Annotated in this window: 16 protein-coding genes; 13 read left to right on the top strand and 3 right to left on the bottom strand. The window is 66.6% G+C overall.

From position 1 onward, the window contains the following. The first annotated feature begins 59 nt into the window (after nt 1-59). Together ATB98_RS19430 and coaA are read left to right on the top strand one after the other, a co-directional pair. Nucleotides 60-383, top strand: a complete 324-nt coding sequence (locus tag ATB98_RS19430; RefSeq protein WP_066876448.1) for a phosphoribosyl-ATP diphosphatase — start codon at nt 60-62, stop codon at nt 381-383. Further along, nucleotides 380-1,375: a type I pantothenate kinase gene (gene coaA, locus ATB98_RS19435; protein WP_066876450.1), complete on the top strand. Its 996-nt coding sequence runs from the start codon at nt 380-382 to the stop codon at nt 1,373-1,375. The genes ATB98_RS19430 and coaA overlap by 4 nt, the downstream gene beginning before the upstream one ends. A gap of 190 nt (nt 1,376-1,565) precedes the next feature. Here coaA and ATB98_RS19440 read toward each other — a convergent pair whose 3' ends face one another. From ATB98_RS19440 to ATB98_RS19450, 3 genes are all read right to left on the bottom strand, one after another. Next, the gene (locus ATB98_RS19440; protein ID WP_066876452.1) at nt 1,566-2,177 is read right to left on the bottom strand and encodes an alpha-ketoglutarate-dependent dioxygenase AlkB; all 612 of its coding nucleotides are present in this window, start codon (nt 2,175-2,177) and stop codon (nt 1,566-1,568) included. Between the two features lie 291 nt (nt 2,178-2,468). After that, nucleotides 2,469-2,903, bottom strand: a complete 435-nt coding sequence (arfB, locus tag ATB98_RS19445) for an alternative ribosome rescue aminoacyl-tRNA hydrolase ArfB (protein ID WP_066876454.1) — start codon at nt 2,901-2,903, stop codon at nt 2,469-2,471. A gap of 198 nt (nt 2,904-3,101) precedes the next feature. Then, nucleotides 3,102-4,712 (bottom strand): phosphoenolpyruvate carboxykinase, encoded by a 1,611-nt coding sequence (locus ATB98_RS19450; protein ID WP_066876456.1) that lies wholly within the window; start codon nt 4,710-4,712, stop codon nt 3,102-3,104. Nucleotides 4,713-5,049: 337 nt separating this feature from the next. Here ATB98_RS19450 and chvI point away from each other — a divergent pair, with 337 nt between their 5' ends. The 11 genes from chvI (at nt 5,050) to addA (ending at nt 22,685) form a co-directional block, all read left to right on the top strand. Continuing rightward, nucleotides 5,050-5,772, top strand: a complete 723-nt coding sequence (gene chvI, locus ATB98_RS19455) for a two-component system response regulator ChvI (protein ID WP_066876458.1) — start codon at nt 5,050-5,052, stop codon at nt 5,770-5,772. A gap of 357 nt (nt 5,773-6,129) precedes the next feature. Beyond that, nucleotides 6,130-7,863, top strand: a complete 1,734-nt coding sequence (gene chvG / locus ATB98_RS19460) for a two-component system sensor histidine kinase ChvG (RefSeq protein WP_234781953.1) — start codon at nt 6,130-6,132, stop codon at nt 7,861-7,863. After that, the gene (locus ATB98_RS19465) at nt 7,860-8,336 is read left to right on the top strand and encodes an HPr kinase/phosphorylase (RefSeq protein WP_066876460.1); all 477 of its coding nucleotides are present in this window, start codon (nt 7,860-7,862) and stop codon (nt 8,334-8,336) included. Before chvG ends, ATB98_RS19465 begins: the two co-directional genes overlap by 4 nt. A gap of 138 nt (nt 8,337-8,474) precedes the next feature. Then, a complete protein-coding gene (locus ATB98_RS19470; protein ID WP_066876462.1) occupies nt 8,475-8,876 on the top strand; it encodes a PTS sugar transporter subunit IIA in 402 nt (133 codons plus the stop codon). Next, nucleotides 8,873-9,166, top strand: coding sequence for an HPr family phosphocarrier protein (locus ATB98_RS19475; protein WP_066876463.1), 294 nt, complete (start codon nt 8,873-8,875; stop codon nt 9,164-9,166). The genes ATB98_RS19470 and ATB98_RS19475 overlap by 4 nt, the downstream gene beginning before the upstream one ends. 343 nt (nt 9,167-9,509) lie before the next feature. Further along, on the top strand, nt 9,510-10,910 hold the full coding sequence (ahcY, locus tag ATB98_RS19480) for an adenosylhomocysteinase (RefSeq protein WP_066876465.1): 1,401 nt from the start codon (nt 9,510-9,512) through the stop codon (nt 10,908-10,910). A 298-nt stretch (nt 10,911-11,208) separates the two neighbouring features. Next, nucleotides 11,209-13,692, top strand: coding sequence for a PAS domain-containing sensor histidine kinase (locus tag ATB98_RS19485; protein ID WP_066876649.1), 2,484 nt, complete (start codon nt 11,209-11,211; stop codon nt 13,690-13,692). Further along, the gene (tsaE, locus tag ATB98_RS19490) at nt 13,693-15,207 is read left to right on the top strand and encodes a tRNA (adenosine(37)-N6)-threonylcarbamoyltransferase complex ATPase subunit type 1 TsaE (protein ID WP_066876467.1); all 1,515 of its coding nucleotides are present in this window, start codon (nt 13,693-13,695) and stop codon (nt 15,205-15,207) included. 6 nt (nt 15,208-15,213) lie between these two features. Further along, nucleotides 15,214-15,945 (top strand): nucleotidyltransferase family protein, encoded by a 732-nt coding sequence (locus ATB98_RS19495; protein ID WP_066876469.1) that lies wholly within the window; start codon nt 15,214-15,216, stop codon nt 15,943-15,945. Nucleotide 15,946: 1 nt separating this feature from the next. Further along, nucleotides 15,947-19,126: a double-strand break repair protein AddB gene (addB, locus tag ATB98_RS19500; protein WP_066876471.1), complete on the top strand. Its 3,180-nt coding sequence runs from the start codon at nt 15,947-15,949 to the stop codon at nt 19,124-19,126. After that, the gene (gene addA / locus ATB98_RS19505) at nt 19,116-22,685 is read left to right on the top strand and encodes a double-strand break repair helicase AddA (RefSeq protein WP_066876474.1); all 3,570 of its coding nucleotides are present in this window, start codon (nt 19,116-19,118) and stop codon (nt 22,683-22,685) included. The genes addB and addA overlap by 11 nt, the downstream gene beginning before the upstream one ends. Nucleotides 22,686-22,694: the final 9 nt, after the last annotated feature.

A 22,694-nucleotide genomic window follows, 5' to 3' on the forward strand; every position in this document is an offset into this window, starting at 1 on the left:
TGGCCGGCAGGCCGGAGGGGGTCGACCGGGATACCGCACAAGACCCAAGGGAGCCAAACGTGACCGAGTTTACTCTTTCCGACCTCGAACAGATCGTCGCGACCCGCGCCAAGGCAGCGCCGGAGGACTCCTGGACAGCCAAGCTGGTTGCGGCCGGTCAGCCGAAGGCAGCCAAGAAACTCGGCGAGGAAGCGGTCGAAACGGTGATCGCGGCGGTCAGTGGCGACCGCAAGAATCTGGTCGATGAGAGTGCCGATCTCCTCTATCATCTTATGGTCGTATTGAACATCGCCGCCGTCCCGTTGCAGGATGTCATGAGCGAACTGGCCAGGCGGACCAGCCAGTCCGGCCTGCAGGAAAAGGCAAACCGGCAGAATCCATGAGCATCGCCGCGGAAGACATCGAACCGGCCGACATTCCCGGCAATCTCACGGGGGGCGAATATTCGCCCTACCACGTCTTCTCCGCCGAGGAATGGTCGCGCTTTCGCGCCGACACGCCGCTGACCTTGACGGCCGACGAGGTGCAGCGGCTGCGCTCGCTCAACGACCCGGTCGACCTCGACGAGGTGCGGCGGATCTATCTCTCGCTGTCGCGGCTCCTGTCGGCCCATGTCGAGGCGTCGCAGATCCTCTTCCAGCAGCGCAAGCGATTCCTCAGCATGTCGGACGAGACGAAGACCCCGTTCGTCATCGGCATCGCCGGTTCGGTCGCCGTCGGCAAGTCGACGACGGCGCGCATTCTTGCCGAGCTGCTCGCGCGCTGGCCGTCGAGCCCGAAGGTCGACCTCGTCACCACCGACGGTTTCCTCTACCCGAACGCGATCCTGCAGCGGGAAAACCTGATGGACCGCAAGGGCTTCCCCGAGAGCTACGACATCGGCGCGCTCCTGCGCTTCCTCTCGGCGATCAAGGCGGGCCGGCCGAACGTCAAGGCGCCGACCTATTCGCACCTGACCTATGACGTCATCCCCGACCATTTCCAGGTGATCGACCGGCCGGACATCCTGATCTTCGAGGGGATCAACGTCCTGCAGTCACGCGATCTGCCCGCCCACGGCAAGATCGTGCCGATGGTTTCCGATTTCTTCGACTTCTCGATCTATATCGACGCCGAGGAAAGCCTCATCCATAGCTGGTACGTCAGCCGCTTCATGCGGCTGCGCGAAACGGCGTTCCAGAACCCGCAATCCTTCTTCCATCGCTATTCGACGATCAGCGAGGACGCGGCGCGGGCGATCGCCGAGGGCCTCTGGCACAACATCAACCTGAAAAACCTGCACCAGAACATCCTGCCGACGCGACCGCGCGCCGACCTCATCCTGCAGAAGGGTCAGAACCACCTGACCGAGACGGTGGCGCTGAGAAAGCTTTGAAGGTTAGGGTTCTCTTTTGGAAAAAAGCCCCTCCCCACAGGTGGGAGGGGCTCGCGATGACGCGCCTGCTCCTTCTTTTTTCAGCCATTCCGAAAGCTCAGACCGTTAAAACTGGCAACTGCGCCCGCCGCGGTCGCAGAGGCCCCTCCCACCTGTGGCGACGGGTTGGGGAGGAGTCTTTTGGAAAGCCTCAAAGATTGACCCGCCTCAGCGTCAGATTGAGCCGCCCGCCGTTCTTCAGGAGCGTCGAGGTGTTCGGGTAGATGCGGTCGACGCCGTGGAAGGCGAGACGGCCCTCGCCGCCGAGCACCACCACGTCGCCGCTTTCGAGCCTGAACGACACGGTCTGCGCGCCGCGGCTGCGGCCGCCGACGCGGAAGAGGCAGCTGTCGCCGAGCGAGATCGAGACGACGGCCGTTTCGAGGTCGCGCTCGTCCCGGTCCTGGTGCAGTCCCATGCGGGCCTCGGCGGAGTAGAAATTGATGAGACAGGCCTCGGGCGTCTTGTCGCTGCCGGAGACGGCGCGCCAGATATCGATGAGTATGTCCGGCATCGGCGGCCAGGGCCTGCCGCTAACCGGATGCTCCGGCTGGTAGCGATAACCAAGCTCGCGGTCGGTCACCCAGCCGAGCGCGCCGCAATTCGTCATACGCACCGACATCGGCTTGCCGGTCTTCGGCATCTCCGGCACGTAGAGCGGCGCTTCGGCGACGACATGGCGGACGGCCTCGACGAGCGCCTCCTGTCGCGAGCGGTCGAGGAAACCGGGAATATGTCTCACCCCTTTCGGCAGCACCAGCATGGACGTCGTCCCGTCATTCACTATCGATCGAAAGGGATGTAGCGCTTGCCGCGGCCGCCGGCGACCCGGAAATCGTCTTGGCGGGAACGGGGGACTCGCCCGTCATCCGGCTGCCGGCCACCTTCTCCCCGCAAGCGACCGCAAGCGGGGCGAAGGGGACAAGCGGCTTGCTCCGAGCGCCCTCGGCCGGCTGGCCGCTATCAAGGCGGCGTGGCCGGCGTTGAATGGAAGGCGCGGCCGGGCGGCAAGTCCCTTCTCCCCGCGGGCAGATACAATGGGCTTGCCTGGACTTCACTCGCCCTCAGGCCGCCCGCGCAGCTTCTTGATCTCGCCCCGGCCGGATTTCTCCTTCAGCCGCCGCTCGATGGAACCGCGGGTCGGCTTCGTTTTCCGGCGCGGCGGGGGTGGCGGCTCTGCGGCCTTCAGGATCAGCTCCTTCAGCCGCTCGCGGGCGTCCTCGCGGTTGCGCTCCTGGCTGCGGAAGCGGCTGGCCTCGATCATCAGCACGCCGTCCTTGGAGGCGCGGCGACCTGCCAGTTTCAGCGCATTGGCCTTGACCCGCTCCGGCAGCGCCGGCGACGCCTGGATATTGAAGAAGAGCTGGACCGCGGTCGAGACCTTGTTGACGTTCTGCCCGCCCGGACCGCCGGCCAGCACGAATTGCTCCGTCAGCTCCCAGCCGGCGATCACGATGCCGTCGTTGATGTAAAGCGGTTCGCTCGCCATGATTCACTCCTACTGCATGTCTCCTTAAATCGATCTCGATTCAGGGACAAAGACATGCAGCATTTCACGCGCCTGATAAGACGCGCGGCGCCACAGGGACGTTCTATCGCACAGCGCCGCGCAGTTGGAAACGGCCCGGCTAGAACGCAGAAACCCGGCCGCAGGCGACCGGGTTTCACGTGAATCATGTCTTGGCGATTATTCGGCGGCGACCTTGGCGCCCGGGGCGGCGTCGCGCACGCTGCCGTCGACATGGCTCTCGAACTTGGCGAAGTTGGCGATGAACATGTCGACGAGGCGCCGGGCCTGGACGTCATAGGCTGCACCATCCGCCCAGGTCGAGCGCGGGTCGAGGATGCGATCCTCGACGCCCGGCACCGACACCGGCACCGCGAAGCCGAAATTCGCGTCGGTGCGGAAGGAGGCACTGTTCAGCGAGCCGTCGAGCGCCGCCGAAAGCAGGGCGCGCGTCACCTTGATCGGCATGCGGCTTCCCGTGCCGTAGGCGCCGCCGGTCCAGCCGGTGTTGACGAGCCAGCAGGTGACGCCGTTGCGGGCGATCAGATCCTTGAGCAGGTTGCCGTATTCCGACGGATGGCGCGGCATGAACGGGGCGCCGAAGCAGGTCGAGAAGGTCGCTTCCGGTTCCGTCACGCCCTTTTCCGTGCCGGCGACCTTGGCGGTGTAGCCGGAGAGGAAGTGGTACATCGCCTGTTCCGGCGTCAGCTTGGCGATCGGCGGCATCACGCCGAAGGCGTCCGCCGTCAGCATGATGATGGTGCGCGGCTGCGGCGCCGTGCCGGTCTTGCTGGCGTTCGGAATGAAGTGCAGCGGGTAGGCGACACGGGTGTTTTCGGTGAGCGAACCGTCGTCGAAATCGGGGACGCGGCGGGCGTCGAGCACGACGTTTTCCATGACGGTGCCGAAACGGCGCGTCGTCGCGAAAATCTCGGGCTCCGCCGTTTCCGACAAGCGGATCGCCTTGGCGTAGCAGCCGCCCTCGAAGTTGAAGACGCCCTTGTCGCTCCAGCCATGCTCGTCGTCACCGATCAGCGTGCGGTTCGGATCGGCCGAAAGCGTCGTCTTGCCGGTGCCGGAGAGACCGAAGAAGATCGCCGTATCGCCCGCGGGGCCGACGTTCGACGAGCAGTGCATCGGCATAACGCCCTTCTGCGGCAGGAGGTAGTTGAGCACGGTGAAGACCGATTTCTTCATCTCGCCGGCATAGGAGGTGCCGCCGATCAGCACGAGGCCGCGGGTCAGGTCGCAGGCGATGATCGTCTCGCTGCGGCATCCGTGGCGCTCGGGGTTCGCCTTGAAGCTCGGCAGGTCGATGATCGTCAGCCTGGGCGCGAACGTCGCCAGCGCATCGCGCTCCGGACGGATGAGGAGATTGCGGATGAACAGCGAATGCCAGGCGAATTCGGTGACGACGCGCGTCGGCAGCGCGTTCTCGGGCTCGGCGCCGCCGATCAGGTCCTGGACATAGAGCGACATGCCCTTGGCATGCGCCAGCATGTCCTGGCGAAGGCGTTCGAAATTTTCCGGCGAGATCGCGCTGTTGTTGTCCCACCAGATCTGATCGGCGGTGGCGGCGTCGCGCACGACATACTTGTCCTTGGGCGACCGGCCGGTGTGCTGGCCGGTGCGGGCGCAAAGGGCGCCATGGGCGGTCAACTCAGCCTCGCCGCGGCGAAGGGCTTCCTCATAAAGCTCCGCTGCCTCGAAGTTATAGCGGACGACCGAAAGGCCGGAAAAACCGATCGTTTCCAGTTCGTTCGAGGGGTTGCGGCTGCCAAGCTGCTCCATGGTCAAGCTTCCTTCGTGTTTGGCCATTGGCGTTGAATTTCGTCGGAACATACCGGCTAGGCCAACGCAAGACAAGACTCCGACTTAAAAAACGATAATGATATCAGTATATTAATCGATTTAAAGAAAATTATGCTTTTTTTAATCGGTTGAATTACGCATCCCACAAGCCTACTTGCGACATGACTGGCGGGGAAAGAGAACCGGGTGCTTTTGCGCTTCGCCACAATTTGTTCCACCTTTATACTCAAGTAACGCAGCCGTGACTTGCGGCTGCCGCCGTTTCCTTCGAGAGCGGATGCCGGCGCCGGACCCTAAAAGATGGAGTTGAAAAACGATGCAGACCATCGCGCTTGTCGATGACGACCGCAACATCCTGACATCGGTGTCCATTGCGCTGGAAGCCGAGGGCTACAAGGTCGAAACCTATACCGACGGCGCCTCCGCGCTCGAGGGCCTTTTGGCGCGTCCGCCGCACCTGGCGATCTTCGACATCAAGATGCCGCGCATGGACGGCATGGAACTGTTGCGCCGGCTGAGGCAGAAATCCGACCTGCCGGTGATCTTCCTGACCTCCAAGGACGAGGAGATCGACGAGCTCTTCGGCCTCAAGATGGGCGCGGACGATTTCATCACCAAGCCGTTCTCGCAGCGGCTGCTGGTCGAGCGCGTCAAGGCGATCCTGCGGCGCGCGCCGAACCGCGACGCCGCCGCAGCCGTGGTCGGCTCGCCCAAGAACGGCGAGACGCCGTCGCGCTCGCTGGAGCGCGGCCAGCTCGTGATGGACCAGGAGCGCCATACCTGCACCTGGAAGAGCGAGCCGGTCACGCTGACGGTGACGGAGTTCCTCATCCTGCATTCGCTGGCGCAGCGCCCCGGCGTCGTGAAGAGCCGCGATGCGCTGATGGACGCCGCCTATGACGAGCAGGTCTACGTCGACGACCGGACGATCGACAGCCACATCAAGCGGCTTCGCAAGAAGTTCAAGATGGTCGACAGCGACTTCGACATGATCGAGACGCTCTACGGCGTCGGCTACCGCTTCCGCGAGACGGCCTGAGGCGAACGGCTGGGGCGCGGCTCCCCGGACTTGCCTTCGCGACTTGCCTTCGCGTCGATTGTGGCTCATTGAGAACCGGTGCGGAGGCTGAACGGGAAGGCGCGAGGCGCGATCGCCTGCGACCGGCCGAACCCTCGGGGTGGGCCGGTTCCGGCGGGTGGCGCGACCGGAAGGCCCGAGCGCGTGCCTGATGGCGGGACGGAGCGCCGGCGCATAGCGCCGCGCCGACGGACCGGCGACGGGCCGGGCCCCGCGCCAGTGAATGAGGAAGGCGGCGAGCGTTTCGCCGTGGGAGCGGAAGACTTGGTAGAAGTCTTGCAGGGCGATATCGAAGATTCTGACGGGCGGCTGACCGGGTTGCGGGGGCAGCGCCGATGGGCGCATCCCTTCACGCTCATCCGGCGCCTGTTCGGCAATGCCGTGTTCTCGAGTCTCACGCGGCGCATCGTCTTCTTCAACCTCGTGGCGCTCGTGGTCCTGGTCGGCGGGATCATGTATCTGAACCAGTTCCGCGAGGGCCTGATCGACGCCCGGGTGGAGAGCCTGCTGACGCAGGGCGAGATCATCGCCGGCGCCATTTCCGCCTCCGCATCGGTCGACACCAACTCGATCACCATCGATCCCGAAAAGCTGCTCGAGCTGCAGGCGGGCGAGAGCATCACGCCGCTGCCGAGCGACGAGGACCTGGAATTCCCGATCATCCAGGAGCGCGTCGCGCCGGTGCTGAGACGGCTGATCTCGCCGACGCGCACTCGCGCGCGCCTGTTCGATGCGGACGCCGACCTGCTGCTCGACTCCCGGCATCTCTATAGCGGCGGTCAGGTGCTTCGTTTCGACCTGCCGCCCGTCGATCCGGAAACGCCGAGCTTCGCGGAGCGGCTCAGCACCTGGTTCAACCGGCTCCTGCAGCCGGGCGACCTGCCGCTCTACAAGGAGCCGCCGGGGGGCAACGGGTCGATCTATCCGGAAGTGATGAATGCGCTGACCGGCGTGCGCGGCGCCGTCGTGCGCGTCACCGAGAAGGGCGAGCTCATCGTCTCGGTGGCGGTGCCGGTGCAGCGTTTCCGCGCCGTGCTCGGCGTGCTGTTGCTGTCGACGCAGGCGGGCGACATCGACAAGATCGTCCATGCCGAAAGGCTGGCGATCATCCGCGTCTTCGGCGTGGCGGCGCTCGTCAACGTCATCCTGTCCCTGCTTCTGTCGTCGACGATCGCCAATCCGCTGCGCCGGCTGGCGGCGGCCGCCATCCGCGTGCGCCGCGGCGGCGCGAAGGAGCGCGAGGAAATTCCCGACTTCTCCTCCCGCCAGGACGAGATCGGCAACCTCTCGGTCGCCCTCAGGGAGATGACGACCGCGCTCTACGACCGCATCGCGGCGATCGAGAATTTCGCCGCCGACGTCAGCCACGAGCTCAAGAACCCGCTGACGTCGCTCAGAAGCGCCGTCGAGACCCTGCCGCTCGCGCGGACCGAGGAGTCGAAGAAGCGGCTGCTCGACGTCATTCAGCACGACGTCCGGCGCCTCGACCGGCTGATCAGCGATATTTCCGACGCATCCCGGCTCGATGCCGAGCTTGCCCGCAGCGACGCCAAGAAGGTCGACCTCGAAAAGCTGCTCGGCGACCTCGTCGACATTTCGCGCCAGGTTCGCGGCAAGAAGAAGCAGGTGCTGCTCGACTTCGTCGTCGACCGCAAGGACAATCCGCGGGCAAGCTTCGTCGTCAGCGGCTACGAGCTGCGCATCGGCCAGATCATCACCAACCTGATCGAGAACGCCCGCTCCTTCGTGCCGGAGCCGAACGGCCGCATCATCGTCCGGCTGGCCCGCTCGCGCTCGCGCTGCCTCGTCTATGTCGAGGACAACGGCCCGGGCATCCAGGCGGAAGACATCGACCGCATCTTCGAGCGCTTCTACACGGACCGGCCGGAGGGCGAGGATTTTGGCCAGAACTCCGGGCTCGGCCTGTCGATCTCGCGCCAGATCGCCGAGGCGCATGGCGGAACGCTCAAGGCCGAGAACATCATCGACAAGGGCGGCAAGATTGCCGGCGCCCGCTTCGTCCTGTCGCTGCCGGCCGAGCCGCACCCGTGAGCGCCCGCCCGGCGAACGTCCATGGCACAGCCATCGTCCTCGGCACGACCGGGTTCCTGGTCACAGGGCCGTCCGGCTCCGGCAAGTCGGCGCTGGCGCTCGCCTGCATTTCGCAGGTGCGGCGCCGCGGCCGCTTTGCCGCGCTCGTCGCCGACGACCGGGTGGATCTTTCGCTCGAGAACGGGCGGATCATCGCGCGCTGCCCGCCGTCCATCCGCGGCCTGATCGAGGTTCGCGGCGGCGGCATCGCCGCAGTCGAAACCATCCCGGCCTGCGTGCTCGACTGGGCGATCATGCCGGTCAGGGCCCCTTTCGATCCCCGCCTGCCGCCGGAACAGGAGGAATTGCTCCTGGAAATCGGCCGGAACCTGCCACTGTTGCGCGTTCCGACCGAAGGACTGCTATCACCGGTAGATGCGCTTGCCGTTTTGCTGCCCGGGAAACCAGGAGTTTGGCCTCATTCGCAGGCATGAAGACTTGTTTTTTGGCATTTTTGGCTTGCACTTCGCCTTTTCCTTGCCAAGATGGCCGCCCCAACAGGTGGACGAAATTGCTGCATTGCGATATCTCCCCATCGACGAGTTGCAAATGCAGTTGGAGCAAGATTACCCATGATCGGACTTGTGCTTGTCACCCATGGCAAGCTGGCGGATGAGTTTCGGCATGCATTGGAGCACGTCGTCGGTCCGCAGAAATTCATCGAGACCGTCTGCATCGGCCCCGAAGACGACATGGATCAGCGGCGCCAGGATATCCTCGATGCCGTGGACAAGGCCAATGAAGGCAATGGCGTCATCATCCTGACCGACATGTTCGGCGGCACGCCCTCCAACCTCGCCATCTCGGTCATGCGCAGCGGCAGCGTCGAGGTGATCGCCGGCGTCAACCTGCCGATGCTGATCAAGCTCGCCGGCGTGCGCGGCGAAAGCGACATGGACAAGGCGCTCGTCGAGGCGTCCGAAGCCGGGCGCAAATACATCAACGTCGCCAGCCGCGTGCTGAGTGGAAAATGATGGATCATCGCCCCGACACGGCACTGACGCGCGAGCTGCTCATCATCAACAAGCGCGGCCTGCATGCGCGCGCCTCGGCGAAATTCGTGCAGACGGTCGAGGCCTATGACGCCGAGATCACCGTCTCCAAGGACGGCATGACCGTCGGCGGAACCTCGATCATGGGGCTGATGATGCTCGCCGCCAGCACCGGCTGCACGGTCTGCGTCACCGCCAGCGGCGTCCAGGCCGAGGAAGCCCTCAACGCCCTCGACGCGCTGGTGCGCGACAAGTTCGGCGAAGAGATGTGAAATCCTTTCGGCGTTGTCGCTGCACGAGATTGCCCCTCACCCTAGCCCTCTCCCCGCACGCGGGGAGAGGGGACCGGCGGCTCCCGGTTGAGAGACTAAGGCGGCGCGGCATGGCCCTTCTCCCCGCCTGCGGGGAGAAGGTGGCGGCAGCCGGATGAGGGGCCCCGGCCCGTCATCCAGCTCGATATAAACATATAAAGACCTCTTTATATGCCGGTTGCCCTCACCGGCGATTCCTGATAGACCGGACCCACTCTCCCCGCGAGCTTCAAGCGCGGGAGGCATCGTCATGCCGCCAAATCGCCACGGGCCGGCGGCCCCAAGGATCAGCCTGGAGAAATTCATGACCGCAACTCAGGACTACATTGTCGCCGACATCGGGCTTGCCGATTTCGGCCGCAAGGAAATCGCCATCGCCGAAACGGAAATGCCGGGCCTGATGGCCTGCCGTGAGGAGTTCGGCGCCGCACAGCCGCTGAAGGGCGCCCGCATCACCGGCTCGCTGCACATGACGATCCAGACCGCCGTGCTGATCGAGACGCTGGTCGCGCTCGGCGCCGAGGTCCGCTGGGCCTCGTGCAACATCTTCTCGACGCAGGACCACGCCGCCGCCGCGATCGCCCAGCGCGGCATCCCGGTCTTCGCCGTCAAGGGCGAGACGCTCGAGGAATACTGGTCCTACACCGACAAGATCTTCCAATGGGCCGATGGCGGCTTGTCGAACATGATCCTCGACGACGGCGGCGACGCCACCATGTACATCCTGCTCGGCGCGCGCGCCGAAGCCGGCGAGAACGTGTTGTCCAATCCCGGCTCGGAAGAGGAGGAAATCCTCTTCGCGCAGATCAAGAAGCGCCTTGCCGCGACGCCCGGCTGGTTCACCAGGCAGCGCGACGCCATCAAGGGCGTGACGGAGGAAACCACCACCGGCGTCAACCGCCTCTACCAGCTCCAGGCCAAGGGCCTCCTGCCCTTCCCGGCGATCAACGTCAACGACAGCGTCACCAAGTCGAAGTTCGACAACAAGTACGGCTGCAAGGAATCGCTCGTCGACGGCATCCGCCGCGGCACCGACGTGATGATGGCCGGCAAGGTCGCCGTGGTCTGCGGCTACGGCGACGTCGGCAAGGGCTCGGCCGCTTCGCTTCGCGGCGCCGGCGCCCGCGTCAAGGTCACCGAGGTCGACCCGATCTGCGCGCTGCAGGCGGCCATGGACGGCTATGAAGTGGTCCAGCTCGAGGACGTCGTCTCGACCGCCGACATCTTCATCACCACGACCGGCAACAAGGACGTCATCCGCATCGAGCACATGCGGGAGATGAAGGACATGGCGATCGTCGGCAATATCGGCCACTTCGACAACGAAATTCAGGTCTCGGCGCTCCGGAACCTGAAATGGACCAACGTCAAGCCGCAAGTCGATCTCATCGAGTTCCCGAAGGGCCACCGCATCATCCTGCTTTCGGAGGGCCGCCTCCTGAACCTCGGCAACGCCACCGGCCATCCGTCCTTCGTGATGTCTGCCTCGTTCTCCAACCAGGTCCTGGCGCAGATCGAGCTCTTTACCAAGGGCGAGACCTACAAGAACGAGGTCTACGTGCTGCCGAAGCAGCTCGACGAGAAGGTGGCGCGCCTGCATCTCGCCAAGCTCGGCGCCAGGCTCACCGAGCTGTCGGAGGAACAGGCCGCCTATATCGGCGTCAAGCCGCAGGGCCCGTTCAAGGCCGAACACTACCGGTACTAATCCTTACCCGGGCAATCCACAACATCTTGTGGCCGCGACCTTGACAAGAGGTCGCGGCCGCTTTTTTGGGCCGCGCCCTTCCGGCCGAATCGTCAAAGAAGTATGCTTAAGTCATTGATTCGTGACGCTGGTGCGGACCTTTGAGCGTCGCGGATGCGGATGTCTTGTCGGAAAGCGGCAAACAGACGGAGACAGACCGGGGATGCAATCGGAACCGACGCAAACCCTTCCGGGGGTTTTCGGTGCATGGCGACGCGAGGTCGGCGGCAATTTCCGGACGAACGGGGACAGCGGCGCCATGAAAGCACAACGATCGATTTTCTTTCGCAAAGGACGAGCGGCCGCGACGCTGTTGCGGCGCCTCCTCGCCGGCACGGTGATCTTCGCGGCCACCGACGCCGCCGCGCAAGCGACCGCACCGGTCGCCAGGGCCATATTCGGCTCCTCCGAGGTCGTGACCTTCTCGGTCCTGATCGGCGTCATTTCCGCCGCCATGATCTCGGCGATCTGGCTCATCCGGCAGCGCGGCAACATCGAAGCGGAGAACCGCGAGCTGCGCACCGAACTGGCGGATGCGAACCAGCGGATTTCCCGCTTCCAGGCGCTCATCGCCGACAAGAACCGCCGTATCGTCATCTGGGACGGGCTGGCGGAACGCCCGGAATTTCTCGGCCAGCTCCCCATCGAAACCGGCGCGCCGCAGAACGACCGCGACTTTCTCGCCTTCGGCCGCTGGATCAAGGCGCAATCGGCAGGCGAGCTCGAAAAGGCGATCGAGATGCTGCGGGCGCAGGCGCAGAGCTTCGACCTGGTGCTCGAAACCCAGCGCAACGAGGTGCTGGAGGCCCAGGGCCGGGTTTCCGGCGGCCGGGCCTTCGTGCGCTTCATCGCCCTCAACAATCTGAGGGCCGAGCTTGCGGAGCTGAAGCTCGGGCGCGATCGGCTGCACGCATCGCTCTCGACGTTGCGCACGCTTCTCGACGAGATCGATCTGCCCGTCTGGCAGCGCGGCACCGACGGCAGGCTCGAATGGGTCAACGCGGCCTATGCCGATGCCGTTGAGGCGCAGAGCGCCAATGCGAGCGTCGCCGAGGGGCGCGAGCTCCTGTCCACCGCCGCGCGCGAAAAGATCCGCGCCGTCTCGACCTTCGAGGCGCCCTACCGCGACAAGGTCTCGACCGTGGTCAAGGGCAACCGGACGTTCTTCGATGTCGTCGACGCCCGCGGTCCGGCCGGTTCCGCCGGCATCGCCATCGACGTTTCCGGCATCGAGGCCGTGCGCGAGGAACTGGTGCGGACGCTGAAGAGCCACGCCGAAACGCTCGAGCACCTGGCGACGCCGGTGGCGATCTTCGACGGCGACCAGCGGCTGCAGTTCTACAACCAGGCCTTCCAGCGGCTCTGGGACCTCGACATGGGCTTCCTGGAACGCAAGCCCGGCAACGGCGAGGTGCTCGATCGCCTGCGCGCCGGCGGCAAGCTGCCGGAGCAGCTCAACTGGAAGCAATGGAAGGCGAACGCGCTTTCCGTCTACCAGGCGCTCGACACCCAATCCGACCTCTGGCACCTGCCGAACGGCCAGACGCTGCGCGTCTTCGCCACGGCGCGGCCGCAGGGCGGCGCGACCTGGGTCTTCGAGAACCTGACCGAGAAGGTCGATCTCGAAACCCGCTACAACACCCTCGTCCAGGTCCAGGGCGAGACCATCGATCACCTCGCCGAAGGCGTCGCCGTCTTCGGGCCCGACGGCCGCATCCGGCTGTCGAACCCGGCCTTCCGGGCGATCTGGGGCATCAGCGAGGCGGAGGCGAAGCCCGGCACCCATATCCGCGCGGTCGAGCAGGCGTGCCTCGCCTCCTATGACCAGCCGGACGGCTGGAAGCGCTTCGCCCACATCATCACCAGCTTCGACGACGAGCGGCCGTCGAGCCGCGGCATCCTGGAGCTGCGCACCGGCCTGATCCTCGATTATGCGGTGATCCCGCTGCCCAACGCCCAGACGATGCTGACCTTCGTCAACATCACCGACAGCGTGCGCGTCGAGCGGGCGCTGACCGAGAAGAACGAGGCGCTGCGCAAGGCCGATGCACTGAAGAACGATTTCGTCCATCATGTTTCCTACGAGCTGCGCTCGCCGCTGACGAACATCATCGGCTTCGCCGATCTCTTGAAGACGCCGGCCTTCGGCGAGCTCAACGCCCGCCAGGCGGAATATGTCGACCACATCGCCACCTCTTCCTCGCTGCTCCTGACGATCGTCAACGACATCCTCGATCTCGCGACGGTCGACGCCGGCATCGTCGAGCTCGACATGGCGGAGGTGAACCTCATCGACCTCCTCGACGACGTGGCGCAGCAGATGGCCGAGCGGCTGATCGAGAGCGGCGCGACGCTGCGGATCGACGCTCCCGACAATCTCGGCCGCATCGTCGCGGACCAGCAGCGGCTCAAGCAGATCTTCATTAAGCTTCTGACCAACGCCGCCAATTTCGCGCCGGACGGCAGCACGATCGACCTCAAGTGCCGGCGCGAGGGCGGCGATTTCCTCTTCTCCGTCACCGATACCGGCCCGGGCATCCCGCAGGACGTGCTGAACACCGTGTTCAACCGCTTCGAAAGCTACGGCCAGAGCGGCGGCGCCGGCCTCGGCCTGTCGATCGTCGAGAGCTTCGTCAGCCTGCACCACGGCACCGTCTCGATCCGCAGCAAGGAGGGCGAGGGCACGGAGGTCACCTGCCGCATCCCCTCCGCCGAAATGCCGAAGATCATTGCGGCGGAATAGATGAAATCCCTTGAGCTCCTCCTTGAAGACGAGGCCGCCACCATCGCGCTTGGCGAGGACCTGGCGCTGGCGCTGAAAGCCGGCGACTGCGTCGCGCTTTCGGGCGATCTCGGCGCCGGCAAGTCGACCTTCGCCCGCGCCTTCTTGAGGGCGATGGCCGACGACGAGACGCTCGAAGTGCCGAGCCCCACCTTCACGCTGGTGCAAAGCTACGAATTGCGCATTCCGGTCGCGCATTTCGATCTCTATCGGCTCGCGGACGCATCGGAGCTCTACGAGCTCGGCTTCGACGAGGCGCTCTCGGACGGCATCTGCCTCGTCGAATGGCCGGAGAAGGCGGAGGAGGCGCTGCCCGCCGACCGCATCACGCTCACCTTCACGCACGTGGGAGAAGGGCGCCGGCTCATGATCACCGCCCCCGACGCGGCCTTCGGGCGGATCAGCCGATCACTCGCCATCCGCAGCTTCCTCGCGCAGGCCGGACTTGCCGGCGCCCGCCGCCGGCACTTGAGCGGCGACGCCTCGATCCGGGCCTATGAGCGCATCCGCGCGGGCGAAGGCGAGCCGGCGAAGATCCTGATGGATGCGCCGAAGCACACGCCGGGCCCGATCCTTCAGGACGGCAAATACTACCAGCAGCTCGCCCATATCGCCGAGGACGTGATCCCGTTCGTCGCCGTCTCGGAACTCCTGCGCAAGCGCGGCTTCGCCGCACCGGCGATCTACGCCCGCGACCTCGACCAGGGCCTGCTCATGATCGAGGACCTGGGTTCGGAAGGCATCCTCGATCCGCAGGGCCGGCCGATCGCGGAGCGCTATGTCGAGAGCGCGCGGCTGCTCGCCCGCCTCCACAGCGAACCGGCGGAGCGCGACATCCCGGTCGCCGAAGGCCTCGTCCACCACATCCCCGATTTCGACCGGACGGCGATCAAGATCGAAACGAGCCTGCTCATCGACTGGTACCTGCCGTGGAAACGCGGGCGGCCCGCCTCGGACGCGGAGCGGGACGCCTATTTCGCCATTTGGGACCGGCTCGTCGATATTCTCGCAGCGGCGGAGAAGAACCTGGTGCTGCGCGACTACCATTCCCCGAACATCCTGTGGCGGGCCGACCGCTCCGGCCTCGACCGGATCGGCATCATCGATTTCCAGGATGCGATGATCGGCCCGGCGGCCTACGACCTTGCCGCGCTCGTGCAGGACGCACGCGCGACCATCGAGCCGGATCTCGCCCGGCGGATGATGGAGGCCTACATTGCCGAGCGCAGGGCCGTCCGCCCCTTCGACGAGGCGGCTTTCTCACGCGACTGGCACATCATGGCGGCGCAGCGCAACTGCAAGCTCGCCGGCATCTGGGTGCGGCTCAAGGAGCGCGACGGCAAGCCGGGCTATATGAAGCACATGCCGCGCACTTTCGCCTATCTGGAGCGCGCGCTTTCCCATGACGTGCTGACACCCTTGCGCGATTGGTGCATTAAGGCTGGAATCCTTGCCAGCGAATCAGCAACCTCATAGGAAATCATGCCCATCACCAATGCCATGGTGCTTGCGGCCGGACTGGGCACCCGCCTGCGGCCGATCACCAACACGCTGCCGAAGCCGCTCGTGAGCATCGCCGGCAAGCCGATGATCGACTATGTGCTGGATCTGCTTGCCGCCGCCGGCGTGACGAAGGCCGCTGTGAACGTGCACCATTTCGCCGACCAGATGGAGGCCTATCTCAGCCGCCGCGAGGCGCCGCGCATCGTCTTTTCCGACGAACGGGACGCGCTGATGAATTCCGGCGGCGGGCTGGCAAAGGGATTGAAACTGCTCGATGACGGGCCGGTACTCGTCATGAACGCCGATCTCTTCTGGGTCGGCGAGAAGGCGGAAGAGCCGAGCAACCTGCAGAGGCTCGCCGATTATTTCGACCCGGAGCGCATGGACATGGCGCTGCTCTGCGTCCGGCTCGAGGATACGACCGGCCACAACGGCAAGAAGGATTTTTCGCTCTCCGAAGACGGCCGGTTGAGGCGCTATGAGGAAGGCATGGACAATCCCATCGTCTATGCCGGCGCCACCGCGCTTCACTCGCGGCTCTTTGCCGATGCGCCCGGCGACGCGTTCAACCTCAACATCTATTTCGATCGGGCGATCGCCAGGGGACGCCTGTTCGGCCTGATGCTCGACGGCCACTGGATGACGGTCGGCACGCCCGAAGCGATCCCCGAGGCCGAGGCCGTCATCCGGCGATTCTGCCCGGGAGGATGACGTGACCCGACGAAGCGCGAACGTCTTTACGGTTCCCGCTGGCCTGCCCTTCCTGAAGACGCTGGCCGAGAGCCTCCTGAGCGGCGCGCTGACGTCGAAATTCCGCTATGACCCGGCCGATCCCCTGGCGCTCGCCGGGGTGACGATCTTCGTGCCGACGCGCCGCTCGGCGCGCGTGCTGCGCTCGGAATTCGTCGACCTGCTCGGCGGTCGCTCCGCCATCCTGCCGATGATCCGCGCGCTCGGCGAGACCGATGACGACAGCGGGTTCTTCGACGCGGAAGTGCCGGCGATCCTCGATCTCGCGCCGCCCCTTTCCGGCACCGCCCGCCTCATCGAGCTCGGCCGCCTCATCCTCGCCTGGCGCAATCGCCTGCCGCAGGTGGTTCTCGACATCCATGCCGAAAGCCCGCTGATCGCACCGGCGAGCCCCGCCGACGCCATCTGGCTGGCGCGCAATCTCGCCGAGCTCATCGACGCGATCGAGACCGAGGAACTCGCCTGGGATCAGCTCGACGGGCTCGACGGCGGCGAGCATGCGCTGTGGTGGCAGCTGACGCTCGCCTTCCTGAAGATCGCCCGGACCTATTGGCCGGAGCGGCTCGCCGAACTGAAGCGCTCCTCGCCGGCACGCCACCGCAATGCGGTGCTCAAGGCCGAAACCCAGCGCATTGCCGCCGGCAAGGTCGAGGGGCCGATCATCATCGCCGGCTCGACCGGCTCCATTCCGGCGACCGCGGCGCTGATCGCGGCGGTCAAGGCGCTGCCGAACGGCACCATCGTGCTCCCCGGCCTCGACCAGGCGATGAGCGAGGCCGAATGGCAGCTGATCGTCGGCGACACGGCGCCGGGCTCGACCGCGAGGGATCCGGCCAGCCGAACGCATCCGCAATATGGCTTCCATCGCCTCATGAAGCGCATGGGCATCGACCGCAGCGACGTGCCGGTGCTCGGCCGCGTCGACGACGACCTCGACTATCGCAGCGCCGTGCTCTCGCGGGCGCTGCTGCCGGCGAAGGCGACGGACAGCTGGACGCAGGCGCGCGCTGAGTTCGACCCGGAGAAGCTCGCTTCCGCCTTCGCCGACGTGGCGCTGATCGAGGCAGCGAACGAGCGTGAGGAGGCAACGGCGGTCGCCATTGCGCTTCGGCTGGCCCTCGAGGGCGACGAGGAAAGCCAGGCGGCGCTGATCACGCCGGATCGCGGCCTTGCGCGCCGCGTCGGGGCCGAGCTCGCCCGCTTCGGCATCGAGGCCGACGATTCGGCCGGCATCCCGCTCTCGGCGACCCCCGCCGGCGCCCTCACCCGCCTGCTTCTGGAAGCCGCCTTGCGGCCGAACGACCCGGTGCCCCTGGTCGCCCTTCTCAAGCATCCGCTCGCGCGCTTCGGGGCGGCGCCCGAGGATGCGCGTCACGCCGCGGATGCGCTCGAACTCGTGGCGCTGCGCGGCGGCACCGACGTCGCCGACATTGCCGCGCTCGAAACCGTGCTCGACAAGGCGCTTGCCAAGCGGAACACCGACCGGCATCCGCCGCCATGGCTGAGCGCCGTCGGCATCGACGACATTGCGCTCGCGCGGTCGCTTGCCCGGCGCATCTCGGCCGCCATGGAGCCTTTGACCGGCGCGCTCGTGCCGGGCGCCGTAAGCGGCCATGATCGCTCGCTGGTGCTGACGCTCGCCGATTGGGCCGAGCGAACGGGCAGGGCGCTGGAGGCGGTCGCCGTCGACGAGCGCGGCAGCCTCGGCGAGCTCTGGGCTTCGGAAGCCGGCGAAACACTGGCGACGCTGCTGACCGGCATCATCGAGACCGAAGGGCAGATGGAGGCAGACGGGCCGCAATGGTGCGACATCGTCGAGGCGCTTGCCGCGAGCGAGGCGGTCAAGCCGCGATCGATGCGCCATCCCCGCGTCTTCATCTTCGGGGCGCTCGAATCGCGCCTGCAAAGCGTCGACCTCGTCGTGCTCGGCGGCATGAACGAAGGCACCTGGCCGGGCCAGACCTCGAACGATCCGCTCCTGTCGCGGACGATGAAGGCGGGGGTCGGCCTCGAGCCGCCGGAGCGGCGCATCGGCCAGCTCGCGCACGACTTCCAGATGGCCTGCGGCACGCGCCGGCTGATCTTTTCGCGCTCGATGCGCCAGGGATCGGCACCGACCGTCGCGTCCCGATGGCTGCAGCGCCTGCAGGCGCTCGGTGGCGAGAAGCTCAACGAGCAGCTCAAGGCGAATGGCGCCAGCTATCTCCATTGGATGCGCATGCTCGACGAAGGCGACCGCCAGCCGCTCGCCGAGCGGCCGGAGCCGAGGCCGCCGGCCGAGCTGCAGCCGCGCAAATATTCCTTCAGCGAGGTGACGCGGCTCCGGCGCGACCCCTATGCCATCTATGCGCGGCGGATCCTCCGGCTTCAACCGCTCGAGCCGTTCAACCGCGACCCGGATGCGGCCGAGCGCGGCCTGCTCTACCACCGGATCGTCGATCGCTTCGTGAAGGGCGGCTTCGATCCCGCCACGCGCGAGGGCGAAGCCGCGATGATGCGGCTCACCGACGAGGCCTTCGACGAGGAGAAGCTGCCCGCCCATATCGACACCATCTGGCGCCCTCGCTTCCACGCGGTCGGCAGGGCCTTCCTCGAATGGGAACGTGATCGCCGCCACGGCATCGCCAGGTCGTTCACCGAGGTCCCGGCGGCGATGGAGCTCGGCCTTGCCGACATCCGGCTGACCGGCATCGCCGATCGGCTCGACCGGCTCACGGACGGCACAGTCGACATCATCGACTACAAGACCGGATCGAGCCCCTCGCCCAAGGAGGCCCGCGCGCTGCTCGACCCGCAGCTCGCCCTCGAGGCGGCCGCACTCAAGGCCGGCGCCTTCCGCGCCGTCGGCCCCGCCAGGCCGCACTCGCTGCGCTACGTCCGGCTGAAGCCCGGCAGCCGTTTCGCCGTCGACACGGTCGACAACGAGGGCGGCCGCGCCAGGGACACGAAATCCACCGATCAGCTGGCGGAGGCATCGCTCAGCGAACTCAGGAAACTGCTCGCCGCCCTGATGAGCGGCCGGCACGGCTTCGCCTCGCGCCTGATCGTCCAGAAGGAACGGGACTACGGAGGGGAATACGACCATCTGGCGCGCGTCGCCGAATGGGCGACCGCCGACAGCGAGGACGACGATGAGGAGTGATGCATCCGGGCCGGAGCAGCGGACGCCGCAGGCGTGGCTCGACTGGACGACCGAGCGGCAGGCGCTCGCCTCCGACCCGGCGCGTTCCGCCTGGGTTTCCGCCAATGCCGGGTCCGGCAAGACGCATGTGCTCACCCAACGCGTCATCCGCCTCCTGCTCGCCGGCTGCCGGCCCTCCGCCATCCTCTGCCTGACCTATACGAAGGCGGCCGCTTCGGAAATGTCGAACCGGGTGTTCGAGCGGCTTGCCGAATGGGCCACGCTCGACGACGCGGCACTCGAAAGGCGCATCGAGGCGATCGAGGGCAAGCGCCCGTCGCTCGCAAAGATAAAGGAGGCGCGGCGGCTGTTCGCACGCGCCCTCGAAACGCCGGGCGGGCTGAAGATCCAGACGATCCACGCCTTCTGCGAGGCACTGCTGCACCAGTTCCCGCTGGAGGCCAACGTCGCCGGGCACTTCTCCGTCCTCGACGACCGGGCCGCCGCGGTGCTGCTCGCCGACGCGCGCCGCGCGCTCCTGACGGCGACGGCCGCGGCCGACGACCGGGAACTTGCCGGCGCCTTCGCCACCGTCCTCGACCTTGCCGACGATACCGGCCTCGAAAAGCTGCTTGCGGCGATCGTCGCCGAGCGGGCGCCGATCCAGGCTTTCCTCGACCGGGTCGCAGGACGCGGCGGCCTCGAGCGGCATCTCGGCGCGGCCCTCGGCCTGAAGCCCGGCGAGACGGCGGACACCGTGATGGCGGGCGCCTGGCCGCTCGCCGGCCTCAACGGAGCGGCGCTCGATCGCTATATCGACATTGCCCTGCGCCTCGGCGGCGCCAAGGCCTCCGCCTTTGCCGAGGGCCTGCGAAAGCTCCGGGCGATCGAGGACACGGCGGAGCGCTACCGCGGATTGGTCGAGCTCTTCTACAACGGCGGCGGCAAGCCGAAAGCGGAATCCACCTTTCTCAACGCGGCGATGCGGCGCGAGGCGCCGGAGCTCGCGATCCTCGTCGAAGAGGCGCGCGACCACATGGTCGCCTGCGCCGATCGCCTCAGCATCGTGCGGATGTATGACGCGACCCGTGCCGCCCTCATCCTCGCCGAGCGGCTCAATCGCGACTACGAGGCGCTCAAGAAGGCCCGCAGCCAGCTCGACTTCGAGGACCTGATCACCCGCACGGCGGCGCTGCTCTCGCGCAGCGACGTCGGCGCCTGGGTGCATTACAAGCTCGACCAGGGGATCGATCACATCCTCGTCGACGAGGCGCAGGATACGAGCCCCGCGCAGTGGACGATCATCCAGTCGCTGGCGGCCGATTTCTTCGCCGGCGAAACGGCGCGGGCGGACGACCGGACGATCTTTGCCGTCGGCGACGAGAAGCAGTCGATCTATTCCTTTCAAGGGGCGCGGCCGGAGCGTTTCGCCCGGGAGAGCGTGGTGACGGAGCGGCGGGTGATTGCCGGCCAGAAGCATTTCAGTTCCATCCGCCTGCAGCTTTCCTTCCGCTCGACCGTCGACGTGCTTTCCGCCGTCGACACCGTCTTTGCCAATCCGGGCAATGCGAGGGGCCTCAGCGCCGCGAACGAGGCGATCGTGCATGCCTCGAACCGGATCGGCCACCCGGGCGCCGTCGACCTGTGGGATGTGATCGCGCCCGAGCCGACGGTTTCGGAAGAAGAGTGGACGGCGCCCTTCGACGCGACACCCGAGCGCGCGCCGGTCAACGTCCTCGCCCGGCGCATCGCCGCGGTTCTCGAAGACTGGATCGGCCGCGAAACGGTGATCGAAAAGGGCGTCCGCCGCCCGATGCGTCCGGGCGACGTGATCGTGCTCGTGCGCAAGCGCGACGCCTTCGTCAACGCGCTGACGCGCGCGCTGAAGCGCCGCGGCAATATCCCGGTCGCCGGCGCCGACCGGCTGGTGCTGACGAGCCACATCGCCGTGCAGGACCTGATGGCGCTCGGCCGTTTCGTGCTTCTGCCCGAGGACGACCTGTCGCTTGCCGCACTCCTGAAGAGCCCGCTCTTCAATCTTGGCGAAGACGACGTCTTCGAGCTTGCCGCGCGACGGGCGGAGGGCGAAAGCCTCTGGCGGCGCCTGCAGCAGGCGGGCGCGGAGGAGATGAGCCGCCATCACGGGGTGGTGCAACGGCTTCGCGCCTATTCGACGCTCGCCCATGACCTGCTGCCGCATGATTTCTATGCCCGCATCCTCGGCGCCCACGGGGGCCGGCGCGCCTTCCTCGCACGGCTCGGCAGCGAGGTCAGCGACATCCTCGACGAATTCCTGACTTTCGCGCTCGACCACGAGAGAAGCGGCCTGCCGGGCCTGCAGGCCTTCGTTTCGACGCTGGAGATCGAGGCTCCGACGGTCAAGCGCGAACAGGACAAGGAGCGCGACGAGGTGCGCGTCATGACGGTGCATGCGGCCAAGGGCCTCGAGGCGCCGGTCGTCTTCCTCGTCGATGGCGGCGGCGAGGCATTCGTCCGCCAGCAGGTCTCGGACCTGCGCTTTCTGGAAAGGCAGCAGCCGGATCGCTCCGTCGTCTCCGTTCCGGTCTGGCGCGCACCGGGCTCGGCCCCGAACTCGCTGATCGATGCCGACAATGCGCGGCTGAAGCGACTGGCCGAGGAGGAATATCGCCGGCTCCTCTATGTCGGCATGACCCGCGCGGCCGACCGCCTGATCGTCTGCGGCTATCGCGGCCAGCGGCAGAACGTCGACACCTGGCACGCCATGGTTCAGGGCACCCTTGCGCAGGACCTCAAGGGCCGCGGCGCGCCGACGACCTTCCGTGCCGGCGGCGAGGAATGGGCAGGGCTTGCATGGCGGGAAACGCCGGTGGCGCGCGACCTGCCGGCACGGGAAGGCGGCCTCGCCGGTCCGCGAGCGGCACCGGCCGGCCTGCCGCGGGCGCTCTTCACCCCCCTGCCGGCGCCGCGGCGGCTGCCGCGGCCGCTGACGCCATCCGGCACCACTGTCGCGATCGACGACCCGGACGGCGAATCGATCATCGGATCGGCTCTTTTTGCGGAGAAGGCGGCGCCCAAATTCTCGATGCTGCGCGGCGCGATCCTCCACCGCCTGCTGCAAGTGCTGCCGGCGCTGGAAAGCGCCGAGCGCCAGGCCGCGGCCGAGCGCTACCTGGAGCGTTCGGTGCCGCGCTGGCCGGCGGCGGAGCGCCGGGCGCTTTCGGATGCGGTCCTCAATGTGCTCGACCACCCGGAGCTTACGGCGCTCTTCGGCGAGCAAAGCCGGGCGGAAGTCTCGGTGATGGGCACGCTCAAGCTCGGCGGCCGCGAATTCGCGGTCTCGGGCCGGATCGACCGGCTGGCCGTCTCCGGCAACACCGTGACGATCGCCGACTACAAGACCAACCGCCAGGTGCCCGCCTCGTCCGACGAGATCGCGCCGGTCTATCGGAACCAGCTCGCCATCTATCGCGAATTGTTGAAACCACTCTATCCCGGCAAGCGTTTCCGCTGCGTGCTGATCTTCACCGAGGGCCCGGCCATCCGGGTGCTGCCCGAGCCCATGCTCGACAGGAGCCTTGAAGAGCTCTCGACAAAGTGAGATACACGA

Origin of the sequence: Sinorhizobium saheli (assembly GCF_001651875.1) — a bacterium.
Classification (GTDB): domain Bacteria; phylum Pseudomonadota; class Alphaproteobacteria; order Rhizobiales; family Rhizobiaceae; genus Sinorhizobium; species Sinorhizobium saheli.

Excerpts from the sequence above, each read along its gene's own strand:
- coaA (WP_066876450.1), top strand. The coding sequence starts at position 380 with ATGAGCATCGCCGCGGAAGACATCGAACCGGCCGACATTCCCGGCAAT.
- ATB98_RS19440 (WP_066876452.1), bottom strand. The coding sequence starts at position 2,177 with ATGCTGGTGCTGCCGAAAGGGGTGAGACATATTCCCGGTTTCCTCGAC.
- arfB (WP_066876454.1), bottom strand. The coding sequence starts at position 2,903 with ATGGCGAGCGAACCGCTTTACATCAACGACGGCATCGTGATCGCCGGC.
- ATB98_RS19450 (WP_066876456.1), bottom strand. The coding sequence starts at position 4,712 with ATGGAGCAGCTTGGCAGCCGCAACCCCTCGAACGAACTGGAAACGATC.
- chvI (WP_066876458.1), top strand. The coding sequence starts at position 5,050 with ATGCAGACCATCGCGCTTGTCGATGACGACCGCAACATCCTGACATCG.
- ATB98_RS19470 (WP_066876462.1), top strand. The coding sequence starts at position 8,475 with ATGATCGGACTTGTGCTTGTCACCCATGGCAAGCTGGCGGATGAGTTT.
- ATB98_RS19475 (WP_066876463.1), top strand. The coding sequence starts at position 8,873 with ATGATGGATCATCGCCCCGACACGGCACTGACGCGCGAGCTGCTCATC.
- ahcY (WP_066876465.1), top strand. The coding sequence starts at position 9,510 with ATGACCGCAACTCAGGACTACATTGTCGCCGACATCGGGCTTGCCGAT.
- ATB98_RS19485 (WP_066876649.1), top strand. The coding sequence starts at position 11,209 with ATGAAAGCACAACGATCGATTTTCTTTCGCAAAGGACGAGCGGCCGCG.
- tsaE (WP_066876467.1), top strand. The coding sequence starts at position 13,693 with ATGAAATCCCTTGAGCTCCTCCTTGAAGACGAGGCCGCCACCATCGCG.
- ATB98_RS19495 (WP_066876469.1), top strand. The coding sequence starts at position 15,214 with ATGCCCATCACCAATGCCATGGTGCTTGCGGCCGGACTGGGCACCCGC.
- addA (WP_066876474.1), top strand. The coding sequence starts at position 19,116 with ATGAGGAGTGATGCATCCGGGCCGGAGCAGCGGACGCCGCAGGCGTGG.